Raw genomic sequence first — 17,300 nt, 5'->3', positions numbered from 1 at the left:
GACATCTACAGCAGGGTTGATCCTGTTGTGCCACTCAATTCACACTGACCAACCCTGAGGTGGGCCAATGGACGCCATCCTATTGCAAATTCTGAACGGTCTGGACAAAGGGTCGGCTTATGCGCTGATTGCGCTGGGGCTGACGCTTATTTTTGGGACGCTCGGCGTTGTGAACTTTGCCCATGGGGCCCTGTTCATGATCGGTGCGTTCTGTGCTGTCACTTTGCAAAAACTCATGAACTTGAGCTTTGTTACCATCGACGAGAGCCAAACCGACTTTCTGGGCAACCCACTGAAGGTTGAAACGCCCTATATTGAGGCGTGGTTTGGCCCAGAGGTTGGTGCGACGATTATCGACTGGACTGTCCCCCTGGCTATCCTTTTTGCGATCCCAATCATGTTGACGGTTGGCTATGTGATGGAACGCGGGCTTATCAAGCATTTCTACAAACGCCCCCACGCTGACCAGATCCTTGTCACGTTCGGTCTGGCGATCGTGTTGCAAGAAATCGTGAAGTATTTCTTCGGTGCCAACCCAATCCAAACTCCGCCGCCCGACGGGCTGAGCGGCTCTATCGACCTTGGCACAATGATCGGGTTTGATCCCAACGCGATCATCTACCCGATCTGGCGTTTGGTTTATTTTGGCTTTGCTGTCGCCATTATCGGCGCCGTCTTCTCATTCCTGCAATTCACCACGTTTGGCATGGTCGTGCGGGCCGGCATGGCGGATCGCGAAACTGTTGGCTTGCTGGGAATCAACATCGACCGGCGCTTTACGATCATGTTCGGTATCGCTGCTGCGGTGGCTGGTTTGGCCGGCGTAATGTACGGGCCGCTCAACCCACCAAACTATCACATGGGGATGGATTTTCTGGTCCTCAGTTTCGTTGTGGTTGTTGTCGGCGGCATGGGTTCACTCCCCGGAGCCGTGCTTGCCGGCTTTTTGCTGGGCATTCTGGAAAGCTTTGCCTCAACGACCTGGGCCACAACGACGATCCCGGGCATCAACCAAATCATCATCTACCTTGTTGCCATTATTGTGCTGCTCACACGCCCGCGCGGGTTGATGGGACGCAAAGGCGTGATGGAGGAATAATCGATGTTGGGACTGAATAAGAAAGACACCAGCCTGCTGATCATCGTCGGCTTCCTTACGATGCTGGCGCCCTTCATCCTGAACCCGTTCCCGGAAGGCAGCGCCATGGCGCAATTCAACGCGGGCTATCCGGATTTGATGCAGCGCTTTGTCATCTTTGGCATCTTTGCCATAGGCTTCAACATCCTGTTTGGCCTTACCGGATATTTGTCATTCGGTCACGCGGCCTTTCTGGGCGTTGGATCCTATTCAGCCGTGTGGATGTTCAAGCTGCTGAGCTACAATATCATCCCGGCCATCGCACTCAGCGTTGTGGTTGCCGGAGTGTTCTCATTGCTGATCGGGTTTGTCAGCCTGCGCCGGTCGGGTATCTATTTTTCGATCCTCACGCTGGCCTTCGCTCAGATGAGCTTTGCGTTGGCTTACTCGGTTTTGTCGAACCCCAAGTTCAACCTGACAAATGGGGAAACCGGATTGCAGGTTTACGCGGACGATCCGCAGATTCTGCAGGGCGCGAACTCGCCGGACCTGCCGCATCTGTTCGGGTTGCCGATGCGCGCAACCTACACATTGGACGTGGGTGCGTGGAGCTTTGATTTCAACGCTGGATACTATCTGTGTGCGGTGATTATGATGGTGGTCTTCTATCTGTCCATCCGAATTTTTCGTTCACCTTTCGGGATGATGCTGCGGGCGGTCAAATCGAACCAGCAGCGGATGAACTATACCGGCCTGAACTCAAAGCCGTATACGCTGGCAGCATTTGTCATCTCTGGCATGTATGCTGGCTTGGCTGGTGGTCTGATGGCCGCAATGGACCCGCTGGCAGGCGCTGAACGTATGCAGTGGACCGCATCGGGCGAGGTCGTTTTGATGACGATCCTGGGCGGCACAGGAACCTTGATAGGTCCGGTGCTGGGTGCAGGCTTCATCAAATATTTCGAGAACATCTTCTCGAAAATCAACGACAACGTATTGCACAGTTGGTTTGCTTTCCTGCCTGACGGGTTGGAGGACGCGATTGTGTTTGTGATCCATCCGTTCATCGGAAAAGGCTGGCATCTGACGCTGGGCATTCTTTTCATGCTTGTCGTTATCTACTTGCCGGGTGGTCTGGTCGAAGGAGGTCAACGTTTGCTCAACCGGGTCAAGCGCAAGAAATCGAAATCCGACGACGCGACGTCGGGCAAAACGGAACCGGCGGAATAAGGGGCGAGCCATGGCAATTCTAAGAGTCAAAGACGTCAGCAAGCGCTTCGGCGGTCTCAAGGCACTCACGGATGTGAATCTCAGCGTCGAGGAGAATTCGGTTCACGCGATTATCGGGCCCAATGGGGCGGGCAAGTCGACCTTGCTGAATTGTCTGGTCGGCAAGCTCATGCCGGACACCGGGTCCGTGTTGTTCGACAACGCCTCGGTCTTGGGGCTTGAACCCTTCCAGATCAACCAGATGGGCATAAGCCGCGTGTTTCAAACACCAGAGATTTTTGGTGAACTGACGGTGATGGAGAACATGTTGATTCCGATTTTCGCCATGCGGGATGGGGCGTTCCGGATGCATGCTTATGAGACCATCGCCAACGAAAAGGCTGTTGTCGAACAGGCCGAAGCGATGCTGGAAGAGATGAACATGGCCGACAAGCGTGAGATGCACGCGGCCTCGCTGTCGCGCGGCGACAAGCGGCGGCTTGAGATTGGCATGTGCCTCAGTCAGAACCCGCGGTTGTTGCTGCTGGACGAACCGACGGCGGGGATGGCGAGGGCGGATACCAACAACACGATCGACCTGCTGAAGCAGATCAAGGATGAACGCGACATCACCATCGCGATCATCGAGCATGACATGCATGTTGTCTTCAGCCTTGCGGAACGCATCACAGTTCTGGCGCAAGGGACGCCGCTGGTCGAAGATACTCCAGAAAAAATCCGTGGACATCCCAAGGTTCGTGAAGCCTATCTGGGCGAGGCGGCGTAAGGAAAAGCTATGAACGAGAAACCTGACTTTTCGAAAAACGCCAATCTGGCCAGCACCGCCCCTGCGTTTCTTTCCGTTTGGGATATGCACTCCTATTACGGAGAAAGCTACATCGTGCAGGGCGTCAGCTTCAACGTACATGAAGGCGAGATTCTTGCTCTTCTTGGACGCAACGGCGCGGGCAAAACCTCGACGCTGCGTTCGATTGCGAGAGTTGGAGATCCAGAGGTTAGACATGGCGAAATCTGGTTGGACCACAAGCCGCTGCACAACATGACAAGCTATGAAGCGGCGGCAGTGGGCCTTGGTCTTGTACCAGAAGACAGGCGCATCATTCCCGGCCTGACAGTTGAAGAAAACCTGCAGCTTGCACAGATTGCGCCTCCGATCGGATGGTCCCTCGAACGGCTGTACGAGTTGTTCCCGCGTCTCGGAGAACGCAGGAAGCAGGAAGGGATTACACTGTCAGGTGGCGAACAACAGATGCTGTCGATCGCCAGAGCTCTTGCCAGGGACATCAAAGTGCTGCTTTTGGATGAACCGTATGAAGGTTTGGCGCCTGTCATCGTCGACGAAATCGAAAAAACCCTCATACACGTCAAGCAACAGGGTATGACCACGATCATCGTTGAACAGAACGCAGTTCGCGCTCTGGAGTTGGCGGACCGCGCGATCATCCTTGACACCGGGACCATCGTATTTGACGGAACGGCGCAAGAAGTGCTTGAAGACACCAGTCTTCGTGAGGAGTACCTGGCGATCTAAGCGTCATGCTGAATTGCAAACAGACCCAAGGGGCATGACCAATTCGTGGCTTGGGAAGACCCGCGTTCAGTGCAGGTCCTGCCCATTCGCGCGACCAAAGGCGTTTCACCACCAAAATGTCGGTCGTCAGTTCAAATCTGAATACGGTCTTGCCGCAATAAGTTCAGTCTGGCCTGCGCTGAATACGCGCCTCAAATTTCGCGCCCCAATAGACTTGGAGCCGGGATCGATGAACTTGACCTGTTGCCGAACCCGCCGGTTGCACGGTTTCAGGAAAATGTGCAGCCGCTCGTGAAATCGCCCGGCCTTTGTTTCCAGGCGAGTGGCACGCGATGAGGGCTGGAAAGCTTGCAAGGATCGCGATAGTTCGTGGCATCCGCCACTGCGCCGACCAATCGATTGCGGCTTGGTGTTGTACCTCTTTGTACAATAGACGAGAACGTCAGGCACCAGCCCAGAGTTGCCAGTAAACTCCACGCAAGGGCTGCATCAGGAATACGGCAGCGGGTTTCGCTTCACTTCTGGCTTGTACTATCCGGCAGACCGATTGCGGTTTCCTGTTCCCAGCACCTTCACTTCCAGCCAATGGAACCCCAAAGCAATAAAACCTGCAACGAGAATGTAGAATACGGCTAGCAGGATGAGCGGCTCATAAACGATAAACGTATCGGACCGCACCCGGGATGACACGGCGTAGATATCAACCACCGTAATCGTGGCAACCAAGGGCGTAGCCTTTAACTGGAGGATGGTTTCACCACCCAGGGTCGGCAGAACGTTGCGGATTGCCTGCGGCAACCAGATGCGGCGGAACATCGTCAGCCTTGGCATTCCAAACGACTTGGCCGCCTCCAGCTGACCTTTGGCGACACCTTTGAAGGCTCCGCGCATTACCTCACCTTCGTAGCCCGCATAAGAAAGCGTTAAGGCCAGCACCGCATAAGGCCAGGCCTGACGTAGATACGGCCAAAGTTCGGACGATCGTATCCATGGGAATTGAGGAAACAGTGAGCCGAGGCCATAATACAGCAACCAAAGCTGCAAAAGCAGAGGTGTGCCCCGAATGATGGTGCAGAACGCCTTGGCAGGTGCCGCAAGGTACCAGGGCCCAACGGCCTGGGCCAACCCGAGTGGTACAGCCAGCAGAAATCCGAGAACGACGGTGACAACAAGCAGCCAGAGTGTGGTCCAGATTCCCTGCAATGCAAGCGGAGCGTATTTCGGCAACCAGTCCCACCGCAACGCCATCGCACACCAAATCACGATCCCGGCAAAGACCAACATCATCACGATACGATGGGGTTGCATCAAAGATCTGAGATCGATCATCTGCCACCACCTTTCAGAGAAGGTTGACCGCGACGCGCCCATTTCTCGATCCGCGCGAAGATACCACCAGAAAAGAGGGTGACCATGAGGTAGAGAAAACCCGCTGCCAGAAAGAAGGTAAAATAGGCCCGGGTGCTGCTGGCGGCCTGCCGGGTTTCCAGTGTCAGTTCGTTGAACCCGACGACCGCGAGCAGTGCAGTGTCCTTGGTGGCGATCAGCCACAAGTTGGCCAGACCGGGTACTGCAAAGCCCATCATGGCGGGGATTGTGACACGCCGCATGGTCATGAAGGCGGGCATCCCGTAGGATTTGGCCGCCTCGATCTGTCCGGGTGGAACCGCCTGAATGGCTCCGCGCAGAATCTCGGTTGCATATGCGCCCTGAACAACGCCGAGAACCCAAATGCCCGCGGCGACGCCATTGACCTCGACCCGTCCTCCACCCATTGCAGCGGAGATTTTGTTGATGATGTCAGATCCCACGTAATACAGGATCAGGATCAGGACCAGTTCCGGCACGGCCCGGATCACGGTCGTGTAAATGGCAAGAAGATCGCGCGTGACCTTCCCGCCGTATAGTTTGCCATAGGCTCCGAACAATCCGATCACGAGGCCGAGCGCATATGCACCAAAAGCGATCTGCAATGAGTGGGACAATCCGCGCAGCAGATTGCCCCCCCAACCCGGTGGCGACAGCGACAGTAGCTCTGCGCTCTGCGCCAATCCAAGTGATTCCAACAGTCCGGTCACAGCAGCCGCTTAGTAGATGCTGGCCGAGAAATAGTTCGAGGTAATCTTCTCGTGCGTTCCATCGGCAAGAATTGCCGCGATGCCCTTGTTCAGCGCCGCAAGCAGCTCATCATCCCCCTTGCGAACACCGGCGCCAACGCCTCGTCCCAAGATAGCCGGATCATCTGCGACGGCGCCTTTGATTTCACAGCATGCCCCGGCATCCGAGTTCACGAAGTCCGCCATGGCGATACTGTCGGCCTGAGTGGCGTCAATACGACCTGCGAAAAGATCCTGGTTGGCCTCATCCTGAGTCTGATAAACCCGCAGTTCGGAATCCTTGAAATATTCCTGTGCATATGCCTGATGGATGGTCGACGCCTGAACGCCGACAACCTTACCGGCCAGCGACTCTGGGGTCGCTTCGATATCCATCGATTTGTCCGCGACGATTACGGCAGGTGTGTTGTAGTAAGGATCACTGAAATCAATGGTTTTCAGCCGCTCCTCGGTGATCGACATCGACGCCATGATGGCGTCGATCTGCTGTCCGGTCAGCGACGGGATGATACCGTCCCAGGCGACCGGCGTGATGACACAGTCAAGTTCCGCAGCGGCACAGACCGCATTGATGACATCGATCTCCCAACCGACCCAGTTGCCTGAACTGTCCAGCGACGCGAAGGGCGGATAAGGTTCGGCCGCGATGCCGATCTTGACCTCTTCGGCGCTGGCGACACCAGCCGAAAGGACAGCGGCGGCAAGGCCGGACACGAGCAGTTTCTTGACGTTCATTTTGGTACTCCCTTTTGGTTCATTATGTGTTGTTTTTCCGGATCAGGCGACCGAGCTGAGGAACTGCTTCAGGCGCTCTGATTTCGGGTTTCCGAAGACCTCGGCAGGTGGGCCCTGCTCTTCGATGCGGCCCTCGAAGAGATAGACAACGTGGTCTGCGACTTCGCGTGCGAATTTCATTTCATGGGTAACAAGCAGCATTGTGCGCCCTTCGCCGGCAAGATCGCGGATCACGGTCAGAACTTCGCCTACAAGCTCGGGATCAAGCGCTGACGTGGGTTCATCGAAAAGCATCACCGAAGGATCGACGGCAAGCGCCCGGGCGATGGCGGCGCGCTGTTGCTGACCACCCGAAAGATAGGCCGGATAGGTGTCGGCCTTGTCGCCGAGGCCCACCCTCTTCAGCAGTTCATGCGCCCGCGCGATAGCCTCTGCCTTCGGCACCTTGAGGACATGCACGGGCACTTCGATCACGTTTTCCAAAAGCGTACGGTGTGTCCACAGATTGAACTGCTGGAAGACCATGGCCAGCCGCGTGCGGATGCGTTCGATCTGACGGCGGTTGGAGGGGCTGCCATCCGCGTGCATTTCAACCAGTTCGCCGCCAATGTTGATCTTTCCTGAACTCGGTGTTTCCAAAAAGTTGATGCAGCGCAGCATGGTGGATTTTCCAGAGCCCGATCCCCCGATAATGGCAACAACATCCCCCTTGTTTGCAGTCAGAGAGACGCCCTTCAGAACCTCCAGCGTACCGAAGGATTTATGCAAGTCCTCAACCTTTATCGCCTCGTCGGGCGTGATTGCTTCGGGTGCGGGTGAAACTGCTTTGGCTGTGTCCATATCCAAGAATCTTCTGATTTCAGCTTGCAGTAAGCCCCGAATCTCGCAATTATGCAAGTGTATAATAACTCCATGCCATGGATGACACTGACGTGCAGGACGACAGCCGCAAATTTAAACGTGAGTCTGCCAAGTTTCGCCGCGAGGCGCTGATTCTGGCGACTTTGGACCTGATCGCCGAGATGGGCGTTCGGGGCGCCACAGTGCGTGAGATCGCAGCCCGCGCGAACGTGACCCAAGGGCTGATCCGGCACTATTTCTCATCCAAGGAAGATCTGGTTCAGGCGGCGTATGAGCACCACATGAATACGCTGACAGACCAGACAGCTGCTTCGTCAGGAAAGGGAAGCGCGGTGTCTCGGCTGACCAACTTCGTCGACGCGTCACTGCGACCACCAATCGTCGATCCAAGCGCTGTGGCCTTGTGGGCAGGCTTCCTGAACAAGGTGCAGCACGACCCGAAAATGCAGCGCATTCACCAGCAAACCTACAACTATTTCCGGGATCACCTCGAGAAGCTGATCGTCGCCGCATTGCAGGAAACAGGGCGCTCGGTCGCAGCGTCAGAAGCAATGCAACTGGCCATTGCCTGCAACGCGGTGATCGACGGCCTGTGGCTTGAAGGGGGTGCGCTTCCGGATGCTTTTTCCGAAGGCCAACTGGCGCAGATCGGTTTGGATTCTGTCAGCGCCATCGTCGGGATTTCATTGACCAAAGAGGCGGAGCAGTCATGAAGATCACATCGGTGACAGAACGGTTGGCGGGCTTGGGTGGCGCAAAGTGGGGCGTGCACCTGAAAGCGCGCGACCTTATCAAAGCCGGAGCGGATATCGTCGAAATGACGATTGGAGAACCGGACGTGCCCGTGTCGGACGCATTGGTCGAAACCACCGTTACCTCATTGCGGGCGCAGCGGACAGGGTATTCCAATGGGCGCGGAGAAGCCGGACTGCTTGACGCGCTGGCTGCACGCTATTCCGCCTCTCGCGGGCGGGCATTCGAGCCTGAGAACTTTCTGTGCTTTCCTGGAACGCAGACCGCCCTGTTTGCAGCCATGGCCGGGGTCGCAGAGGCCGGTGACGAAGTTCTGGTCGGCGATCCGATGTACGCGACCTATGAAGGTGTCGTTCGCGCATCCGGGGCCGAGATGGTACCCGCACCGCTGCGGCCAGAGCACGGGTTTCGTATGCAGGCCGAAGATATCGCGGCCCGCATCACTCCGCGCAGCCGCGCCATTCTCCTGACTACGCCACATAACCCGACGGGCGCGATCCTGACCGCCGCAGATGTTGCCAAGATCGGGCAGCTCGCTATTGCGCATGACTTGTGGATCATCTCGGACGAGGTCTATGAAGAATTGATCTTTGACGGTGCCCGATTTGTTTCGCCATTGGCGGATCCGGAACTGGCGGATCGTGTCATTGGCGTATCATCCATCTCGAAATCTCATGCCGCTCCTGGGTTCCGCAGTGGCTGGTGTGTAGGGCCCGCCGCGTTCTGCGAAGCGCTATTGCCCTATTCCGAGACCATGCTTTTTGGCAACCAGCCTTTCATCGCGGACATGACCGAAAAAGCGATCCGCGACGGGTCCGAGGTTGCCCCCGGCATGGCCGCCCGCTTTTCTGGCCGCGCCACCCTGCTGGCCGATCGCCTTGAAGCGGAAACAGATCTGACTGTCCACCGGCCCGAAGCGGGAATGTTCGCACTCATCAACGTTTCCGCCACTGGGCTGGATGGCGAAGCGTATGCCTGGGATCTGCTACAGGCCGGGGTGGCCGTCATGCCGGGATCCGCCTTTGGGGACAGCCTGAAGGACTGGGTGCGGGTCGCCCTGACGATCAGTGACACCGACTTTGGCACTGCCGTCTCTCGTATCATCGATCACGCCAACAGCAAATCACGTGAGGTCGCATGAGCGGAATGACAATTGGCGAGGCTCTGGTTGCCAAGCTTCGCCAAAGGGATGTGACCTGCGTCTTTGGAATACCGGGCGTTCACACGGTTGAGCTGTACCGAGGTCTTGCTGCCTCGGGCATCCGGCACATTACACCCAGACACGAACAGGGCGCAGGTTTCATGGCTGATGGCTATGCACGTGCGTCGGGCAAGCCGGGAGTAGCCTTTGTGATCACTGGCCCCGGATTGACCAATACGCTGACGCCGATGGCGCAGGCGCGAGGCGATTCAATACCGATGCTGGTGGTATCCGGTGTCAACAAAACTGCGTCTCTTGGTAAAAGCTTAGGGCACCTGCATGAGTTGCCTGATCAACTTGGGCTGGCCAAAACGGTTGCACTGGCGTCCGAACAAGTCTCCGACAGAAACGCTCTGGACCCGGTCTTGGCGCGTGTTTTTCACAACCTCACCAACGGTCGCCCCGGTCCGGTGCATATAGAGGTTCCGCTGGATATCGCAGCGTTGGAATATCAGGAAACACCAGTTGAATCGATCGATCCAGAGTCTCCGGTCAACCCGGTATTGATCACACATGCCGCCAAACAACTGGCTGAAGCAAAGAAAGTCGTCATTCTGGCAGGCGGCGGGGCGAAACGTGCTGAGGCCGGGTTGCAAGCACTGGCCGAAGCCCTGGATGCCCCCGTTGTGCAAACCGTCAATGCACGCGGCCTGATGCACGGGCATATTCTGACCGTTCCGGCCAGCCCCAGCTTGAAGGCGGTGCGCGCGTTGATAGAAAGCGCCGATTGCGTTCTGGCCTTGGGATCCGAGCTTGGGCCAACCGACTATGACATGTATGCCACCGGTCAATTTGCGGAAATGTCAGGCCTGATATGGGTTGATCGGTGCAGCGATCAACTGTCACGGCATGAGGCAGCGGTTGCCATTCAAGGTGACGTCGACCTGGTTTTGCCCGCTCTGGTCGAGGCTTTGCCGCAAGAGGCAAAACAAAGCGACGGAGCGGAACGTGCCAGAAAAACGCGCGACGCGGCCTGGCAGGAGATCGGCCCGAATTATCGCCATCAGGTAGAAATACTGAATGCAATGCGCTCCGCGTCTCCGAATGCTCTGATGGTCGGGGATTCCACCCAGCCCATTTATGCGGGCAATCTTTACTACGACCACGACCGGGCAGGTGGCTGGTTCAATGCGGCAACGGGATATGGTGCGCTCGGCTATGGCATACCCGCAGCCATCGGCGCGTCGATCGCCGATCCGACGGTGCGGGTAATATGTATCGTCGGCGATGGAGGTGCGCAGTTTTCACTGCCTGAAGCAATGGCCGCGGCAGACGAAAACCTGTCGGTCACTTTCGTGATCTGGAACAATCACGGATACCGTGAAATTGCCACATCGATGCAGGATGCGGGTGTGACGGTCATAGGATGTAACCCCTCGCCCCCCGATTTTGCAGCAACGGCCAAGTCATTTGGCCTTTCATTCACCACGGCTCCCGCAGAACCGCAGGCCGTCGCGCAAGCGTTGCGCGAATCTGCCGCCCTGGGCGGACCGGCGATGATCGAAATCACCGCTCCGAAATTCGAACCTCAGAAAGATTGAAAAATGCCAGACCCAAGTTTTGAGTTTTCCCGCGCCATCACCCGACGCCCGGCTCCGACCATAGCTGACGGATTGCGAGCAGAAGATATCGGAAACCCGGATTTCGGCGGGATGATAGCCGCGCATAAGGCATATGTGGCAGCACTGAAAAGCACCGGGGCGCAGGTGATCGAGCTTGAACCCCTGGATGTGTTTCCTGACGCGCAGTTTGTTGAAGACACGGCCCTTTGCCTGCCGCAGGGTGCTGTGCTGATGCGGCCTGGCGCACCTTCGCGGATGGGGGAAGTGGCCGAAATGGCCCCGACACTGCGTGCCTGCTACGAAACGATCATGGAAATCAAAGGTCCCGGCCATATCGAAGGTGGAGACATCCTGGTAACCGGGCGTGAAATTCTGGTGGGCCGGTCGGATCGCACTGACGCAGAAGGTGTCGAGGAACTGGCGAAAATCACCTCTGAATGGGGGTGCAAACTGCGGGAAGTGTTCACGCCCGAGGGGGTTTTACACTTTAAAACGGATTGCTCGCTTATGGATGCTGAGACAATCCTTGCGACCCGGCGATTGGACGCTTCGGGCTGCTTTGAAGGTTACCGGGTGCTGCATGTTGCAGACGGTGAAGAGGCAGCTGCCAACGCGATCCGGTTCAACAATCTGGTACTGATGGCAGCTGGATTCCCTCGCACCGCAGAGATGCTGGACCGTGAAGGCTTTGAGGTCGTTGAAATTGACAACACCGATTGTGCAAAGCTGGATGGTGGTATGTCCTGTCTTTCGTTGAGATTCTGAGGACCTGTTGCCGACTACTGGCGAGCGGCGCACTTGTTGGAAGCGATCAACAGTTCCCGGTCTTTTTTTGAAGCAATGCATCCTGACCCAAGGGATGTCGGACTTCTTGCAGAGTTTGCCCTGAAGTCCACTCTCCGTGCCCGAAGCAGAAAACTTCTTTCGGACACATTGTCATCCTTCCCGAGTTCCGGATTTGTTTAGGAACCAACCACCTCCGCCGCTATTGCAATTGCAAGATATCCGGAACACAGAGTTTCCTTTTTGCAGGCATTTTGTCCGCACCGTCAGATCGTTTCAGCCGTTTCGGCCCATCTTTGACCTTGATTTTCGGCTCGGATAGAGGCCCCCTTAAAGTCACTGGCCAGGGGCTCTTCGAAAGAGGTTCGCCGATCTTTCGGGGCTGCAGATTCAAGTCCAGGGCTTTACCAGCCACATTAACATCGCCGAAGACAACAACCTGAACATGATCTGTTTCCATAGTGGTTTGTTTCGTCGAAATATTCCCATTGGAAATACTGATCGGTGCGCGCAAGCATACGATTGGAGCAACCTTTTGTTTTTCCTTGGTAAACACCCAAGGCAAGACCCCTAGCCCTGCCAGATCAAGAAGCTGGGTTTCGATCGAGCCATCGCGCATTGAAACTGTGGCGCTGCCGCTCATGGTGTTGGCAAAGTGTTTGGGTGAATCGGTTTCTCCGGTCACCGAAAAATCTGCGTAGATCGTACCGCTGGCGCCCTTTTTGAAGTTCAGACTGTGAAGAATATCATCCAGTTGCCAACCGCCTGCCTTGCCGGTCAACGTAAGCAGATGCGCTTCGTCCGACAGATCCATTTGCCCGCTGACATCGAAATGAGCGCCTCCGTATTCAAACTTCAAAGGCCCGGCCTTGAACTCATTTTCGTTGAGCGTCAGTTCGCTTTGCAAACTGCTGATGCCTTTGGCCCCTTCTATGTGCCGAAGATCAATATCAACATCCATATCCATACCGGACAACAGAATCGAACGGCCGATAGGTTTAAGCGTCACATCTCTTAGCGGGCCAGTGTCACTGGCTTCTTTATTGGCGTCTTCTTCGCTCGGCTCTGAACCGCCTAACTTCCTCAACTGTGCGACCGCCTGAACGATGGTTCGGATCTGATCTATCTTTATCAGGTCACTTTCAATGGCACCCCGCAATACAGGGTCGCTTGTTGCATCATCAAGATCGGCTGCAATTTGCAGGACAGAGTCGGCAACCTCGACTTTGGCATTTGCGTTCCAATCGGTGCCTTGGCTAACCAACCCTATTTCAAAGCGAGCTTGCCCGGTTTCCACGCGTTCAAGTGACAGTGCCTCCAACAGATCCGCTCCGGATGGGACTTCGACATCAATTGCCAGATCCAGGTCCTCGAATTTGAGCACATTCTTGACAGAACCATGTACCCCAAGGGCCCAGACATCAGTTTCACTCGTCTGACCATCCAAATTCGTCAGCGAAAGCTGATTGATACCGCCGCTCAAATGAAAGTCGCCGGAAAACCTGCCAAGCCGGTCGTCCGGCCCTAACAGCTCTGGTGAGATCAGGCTGCTTGCCGGAATATCCATCAGACCTTCAGATGATATGCCTTGCAGCTTCAGCGCGTCATCGACCGACCCGTTCAAAATGATAAACGGATCAGCTGGGTTCCCAATTCTCAAGTTGATGCTCCCGACACGCAAGGCGCCTTCGGGTGTTCGGGAAAGCTCGGAAAACTTGATTGGGGGCGGGCCTTCGCCTGAGGTATCCAATGTGAACCCGTTGGTCTGAATTACCATTTGTCGCTGAGGAACCTGCCCAGGAACACTGTCCATAACCATATCAACCGCGACAAGTTTGAGATCATATCGTGATACGGCGGGGGCTGGCTCAGAGTTTTCCGGGAACAACCGAATACGGGTCGTCAGCGATACATCTCCCGGGTTCCCCAACTCTCCGATTTTCCCCGTCAGCGAGACGCTTTGACCTCCATCCAACTCCGCCAGCACGGTCAGATCATCGATCCGGGCTATGCCGTCAGCCGTTTGGACTGTTGCAGCAATATTCCCTGTACCTTCCAAAACACGATTGAGCTTCAGGATGTCGAGGAGCTGGCCAAGTTCCGCAATCTCCATGGTCGTCCTCACCTGTAGCCCGTTTTCCTGAGGGACCTCTTCGGCAACAATCGAGGCTTGTTCAAAGTCCACCGATACCTGAAACGGATCTGCCGCTGGGAACGTCCCACTCAGATCAAACCCCTCTCCATTTAACGAACCGGTTCCTACCGCAGTAGCAGTGTTGGTTTGATCGTTGCGTTTCAAAAGCAGTTCAGGAAGCTGCAGGTCCAGTTCAAGCCCGTTCAATTCGTTCTGATAAAAAATTCTGATATCCGTCAGGTCAACTTTGCGGTCCGTCAGCATTCCGACAACAGGTAGAGGCCGAGACTTTGCGGTTTTCCCGGCTGCAGCATCCGCTTGAGAAATGGACCGCCAGTTTCCAACGCCATCTTTGTCTGTGATCAGGTTCAGGTGAAGACCCGAGACGGAAAGGCCACTTAGCGAAAGCTTATTGTTCCAAAGGTCACGCGCGGAAATGTCAAATTCAAGTTTGTCGATTGCCGCCAGCTTCGCACCTGTTTTCGGCGAACCGGGTAGTACCAGCCCTGCCGCTGATATCTGCAACTGCCGACCAAGGCCGAGACGTACTTCATCTTCTATTCTAACGTCCTGACCAAGTTTCTTGCTGACCAGATTTTCAACGAAAGCTGTTCTGACAGAAGAAAACAACGCGGAAGACAGGAGAAGCCAGGCCGCAAAAACAGAAACAAGCGCGACAGCGCAACAAATTAAAACACCTTTGACAATGTATCCCACACTTCTCTCCCAAGGTTCCAATTCTTCCCGCGCAACCTCATCAGACAGGTCCAAGTAGATTGTTAGTGCATGATTGGCCTGTGATCCATCAGGATGATAGTTTCAGGTCCACGCGGGCGAGAGCGCAATTCGCTCCGGTAACGTGTATGATGTCTACTCTAAATCGGGCTGTGTTGAGATTATTCGACCTGTTTCGGGAGTAAGATTTGACCCTCTGACCTTCAGGTCATGAGCCAGACGATGTGAAGACGTTAAGCAATTCATCCGGGAGATCGATTATTGTCTTAATGTCTTTTTGGCTGACGGTGCTGACAGCACTGACGGTGAAGCCGTTTTGGAGTAAGCGTTGCAGCGCCGCATGAGGAGGCTCCAAGCGCAAGGAGCGCCCCTTGGAGCGCTAAGTGCTTGATATTTTACTGGTAATTTTGGTTGCGGGAGTAGGATTTGAACCTACGACCTTCAGGTTATGAGCCTGACGAGCTACCGGGCTGCTCCATCCCGCGACACTTTGGTGGTCTATTGCCTATTCGGCTATTTGAGACCTGGTAGTGTTTTTATCATCGTTTAGAGAGAAGGGGGATTTTTCTAGGTTTGGCGGTGACCTACTCTCCCGGGGCTTAAGCCCAAGTACCATTGGCGCGGCAGTGCTTAACTTCCGGGTTCGGGATGGGACCGGGTGTTTCACTTGCGCTATGACCACCAAACCGAGGAAAATCCCCGTCGCTCTTTTTGCTTTGCAAAGAGGCGACGCGCGTTGCCGCACGGTTGTTGTTTCAATCAACACCGCAGCGTGTTGCTGCGAAGTTATCCATGTTTAATGAGGTGTATGTTTTTGATTTGTCTTTCCATTACTGGATCAAATCAAGCCTATCGGGCGATTAGTACCGGTCAACTGAACGCATTACTGCGCTTACATCTCCGGCCTATTGACGTGGTGGTCTTCCACGGCCCTCAGGGAGACCTTGTTTTGAGGGGGGCTTCCCGCTTAGATGCCTTCAGCGGTTATCCTGTCCGATCATAGCTACCCAGCACTGCCGTTGGCACGACAACTGGTCCACCAGTGGATCGTTCACCCCGGTCCTCTCGTACTAGGGGCAACTCCTCTCAAGTCTCCTACACCCACGGCAGATAGGGACCGAACTGTCTCACGACGTTCTAAACCCAGCTCACGTACCTCTTTAAACGGCGAACAGCCGTACCCTTGGGACCTGCTCCAGCCCCAGGATGAGATGAGCCGACATCGAGGTGCCAAACACTGCCGTCGATATGGACTCTTGGGCAGTATCAGCCTGTTATCCCCGGCGTACCTTTTATCCGTTGAGCGATGGCCCTTCCACTCGGGACCACCGGATCACTATGGCCGTCTTTCGACTCTGCTCGACTTGTCAGTCTCGCAGTCAGGCTGGCTTCTGCCATTGCACTCAACGAGCGATTTCCGACCGCTCTGAGCCAACCTTCGCGCGCCTCCGTTACGCTTTAGGAGGCGACCGCCCCAGTCAAACTACCCGCCACGCAGGGTCCCGGATCCGGATAACGGACCGCGGTTAGACATCAAGAGTGCGAAGGGTGGTATCTCAAGGGAGGCTCCACAAGAACTGGCGTTCCTGCTTCAAAGCCTACCACCTATCCTGCACATCACAATCCTGATGCCAGTGCGAAGCTGTAGTAAAGGTGCACGGGGTCTTTCCGTCTAACCGCGGGAAGCCTGCATCTTGACAGGCAATTCAATTTCGCTGAGTCGATGTTGGAGACAGCGGGGAAGTCGTTACGCCATTCGTGCAGGTCGGAACTTACCCGACAAGGAATTTCGCTACCTTAGGACCGTTATAGTTACGGCCGCCGTTTACCTGGGCTTCAATTCAAGGCTCTCACCTCTCCTTTTAACCTTCAGGCACCGGGCAGGCGTCAGACCCTATACGTCGTCTTGCGACTTCGCAGAGCCCTGTGTTTTTAATAAACAGTCGCCACCCCCTGGTTTGTGCCCCCAGCCCCTAGTTGCCTAGGAACCGGGCCTCCTTCTCGCGAACTTACGGAGGTATTTTGCCGAGTTCCTTCAACATCGTTCTCTCAAGCGCCTTGGTATGCTCTACCAGTCCACCTGTGTCGGTTTAGGGTACGGTCTGATGGAGGGCTATTTCCAGGAACCACTCAGCAGCCCAATCAATCCGATAAGATTGAACTACACCTGTGATCCGTCACATCCTCCTGGCCTAGGAATATTAACCTAGTTCCCATCGCCTACGCCTTTCGGCCTCGGCTTAGGGGCCGGCTTACCCTGCTCAGATTAGCTTTAAGCAGGAACCCTTGGACTTTCGGCGAGAGTGTCTCTCACACTCTTTGTCGCTACTCATGTCATCATTCTCACTAGTGATCTCTCCACCGGATCGCTCACGCGCCGGCTTCATCGAAAAGACTCGATCCTCCAAGGTGCCCCGAAAGACACTAAAGAGGATAAGTCTTATGTCACACTACGCTCTGCTACCATGCCTTACGGCATCCTAAGCTTCGGCTCATGGCTTGAGCCCCGTTACATCTTCGCCGCAGGACAACTTATTTAGACCAGTGAGCTGTTACGCTATCTTTAAAGGATGGCTGCTT

Annotated in this window: 13 protein-coding genes, 1 tRNA gene and 2 rRNA genes (1 of these 16 running past the window's edge); 8 read left to right on the top strand and 8 right to left on the bottom strand. The window is 55.4% G+C overall.

The window, feature by feature from the left end:
• Positions 1-67: 67 nt before the first annotated feature.
• The 4 genes from D1823_RS17985 to D1823_RS17970 are packed head-to-tail and all read left to right on the top strand — an operon-like array spanning position 68 to position 3,839.
• Entirely contained in the window at positions 68-1,099 is a 1,032-nt protein-coding gene (locus tag D1823_RS17985; protein ID WP_117872379.1) for a branched-chain amino acid ABC transporter permease, read from the top strand.
• Positions 1,100-1,102: 3 nt separating this feature from the next.
• Entirely contained in the window at positions 1,103-2,308 is a 1,206-nt protein-coding gene (locus D1823_RS17980) for a branched-chain amino acid ABC transporter permease (protein WP_117872377.1), read from the top strand.
• Between the two features lie 10 nt (positions 2,309-2,318).
• Complete coding sequence (locus D1823_RS17975; protein ID WP_117872375.1) at positions 2,319-3,074, top strand: ABC transporter ATP-binding protein; 756 nt, start codon at positions 2,319-2,321, stop codon at positions 3,072-3,074.
• 9 nt (positions 3,075-3,083) lie between these two features.
• Positions 3,084-3,839, top strand: coding sequence for an ABC transporter ATP-binding protein (locus D1823_RS17970; protein ID WP_117872373.1), 756 nt, complete (start codon positions 3,084-3,086; stop codon positions 3,837-3,839).
• Positions 3,840-4,370: 531 nt separating this feature from the next.
• Here D1823_RS17970 and D1823_RS17965 read toward each other — a convergent pair.
• The 4 genes from D1823_RS17965 to D1823_RS17950 are packed head-to-tail and all read right to left on the bottom strand — an operon-like array spanning position 4,371 to position 7,531.
• Positions 4,371-5,168: an ABC transporter permease gene (locus D1823_RS17965; RefSeq protein WP_117872371.1), complete on the bottom strand. Its 798-nt coding sequence runs from the start codon at positions 5,166-5,168 to the stop codon at positions 4,371-4,373.
• Positions 5,165-5,917, bottom strand: coding sequence for an ABC transporter permease (locus D1823_RS17960; RefSeq protein WP_117872369.1), 753 nt, complete (start codon positions 5,915-5,917; stop codon positions 5,165-5,167). The genes D1823_RS17965 and D1823_RS17960 overlap by 4 nt, the downstream gene beginning before the upstream one ends.
• A 9-nt stretch (positions 5,918-5,926) precedes the next feature.
• Entirely contained in the window at positions 5,927-6,691 is a 765-nt protein-coding gene (locus D1823_RS17955) for a transporter substrate-binding domain-containing protein (protein ID WP_117872367.1), read from the bottom strand.
• A gap of 42 nt (positions 6,692-6,733) precedes the next feature.
• A complete protein-coding gene (locus D1823_RS17950) occupies positions 6,734-7,531 on the bottom strand; it encodes an ABC transporter ATP-binding protein (protein WP_117872365.1) in 798 nt (265 codons plus the stop codon).
• Positions 7,532-7,608: 77 nt separating this feature from the next.
• Here D1823_RS17950 and D1823_RS17945 point away from each other — a divergent pair, with 77 nt between their 5' ends.
• The 4 genes from D1823_RS17945 to D1823_RS17930 are packed head-to-tail and all read left to right on the top strand — an operon-like array spanning position 7,609 to position 11,833.
• Positions 7,609-8,265, top strand: a complete 657-nt coding sequence (locus tag D1823_RS17945) for a TetR/AcrR family transcriptional regulator (RefSeq protein WP_117872363.1) — start codon at positions 7,609-7,611, stop codon at positions 8,263-8,265.
• Entirely contained in the window at positions 8,262-9,446 is a 1,185-nt protein-coding gene (locus D1823_RS17940) for a pyridoxal phosphate-dependent aminotransferase (protein ID WP_117872361.1), read from the top strand. The genes D1823_RS17945 and D1823_RS17940 overlap by 4 nt, the downstream gene beginning before the upstream one ends.
• The gene (locus D1823_RS17935) at positions 9,443-11,047 is read left to right on the top strand and encodes a 5-guanidino-2-oxopentanoate decarboxylase (protein ID WP_117872359.1); all 1,605 of its coding nucleotides are present in this window, start codon (positions 9,443-9,445) and stop codon (positions 11,045-11,047) included. Before D1823_RS17940 ends, D1823_RS17935 begins: the two co-directional genes overlap by 4 nt.
• 3 nt (positions 11,048-11,050) lie before the next feature.
• Positions 11,051-11,833: a dimethylarginine dimethylaminohydrolase family protein gene (locus D1823_RS17930; protein WP_117872357.1), complete on the top strand. Its 783-nt coding sequence runs from the start codon at positions 11,051-11,053 to the stop codon at positions 11,831-11,833.
• Positions 11,834-12,053: 220 nt separating this feature from the next.
• Here the strand turns inward: D1823_RS17930 and D1823_RS17925 are convergent, their stop codons facing one another.
• The 4 genes from D1823_RS17925 to D1823_RS17910 form a co-directional block, all read right to left on the bottom strand.
• On the bottom strand, positions 12,054-14,756 hold the full coding sequence (locus tag D1823_RS17925) for an AsmA family protein (protein ID WP_162896872.1): 2,703 nt from the start codon (positions 14,754-14,756) through the stop codon (positions 12,054-12,056).
• A 372-nt stretch (positions 14,757-15,128) separates the two neighbouring features.
• A tRNA-Met gene (locus D1823_RS17920) sits at positions 15,129-15,205 on the bottom strand.
• Positions 15,206-15,291: 86 nt separating this feature from the next.
• Positions 15,292-15,406: ribosomal RNA gene (rrf, locus tag D1823_RS17915) — 5S ribosomal RNA — on the bottom strand.
• Between the two features lie 153 nt (positions 15,407-15,559).
• Positions 15,560-17,300: ribosomal RNA gene (locus D1823_RS17910) — 23S ribosomal RNA — on the bottom strand; it runs 1,089 nt beyond the window's last position.

It is taken from the genome of Ruegeria sp. AD91A (genome assembly GCF_003443535.1).
Classification (GTDB): domain Bacteria; phylum Pseudomonadota; class Alphaproteobacteria; order Rhodobacterales; family Rhodobacteraceae; genus Ruegeria.
Note: the sequence above shows the minus strand (reverse complement) of the source record. Positions and strands in the feature narration are given on the sequence as shown.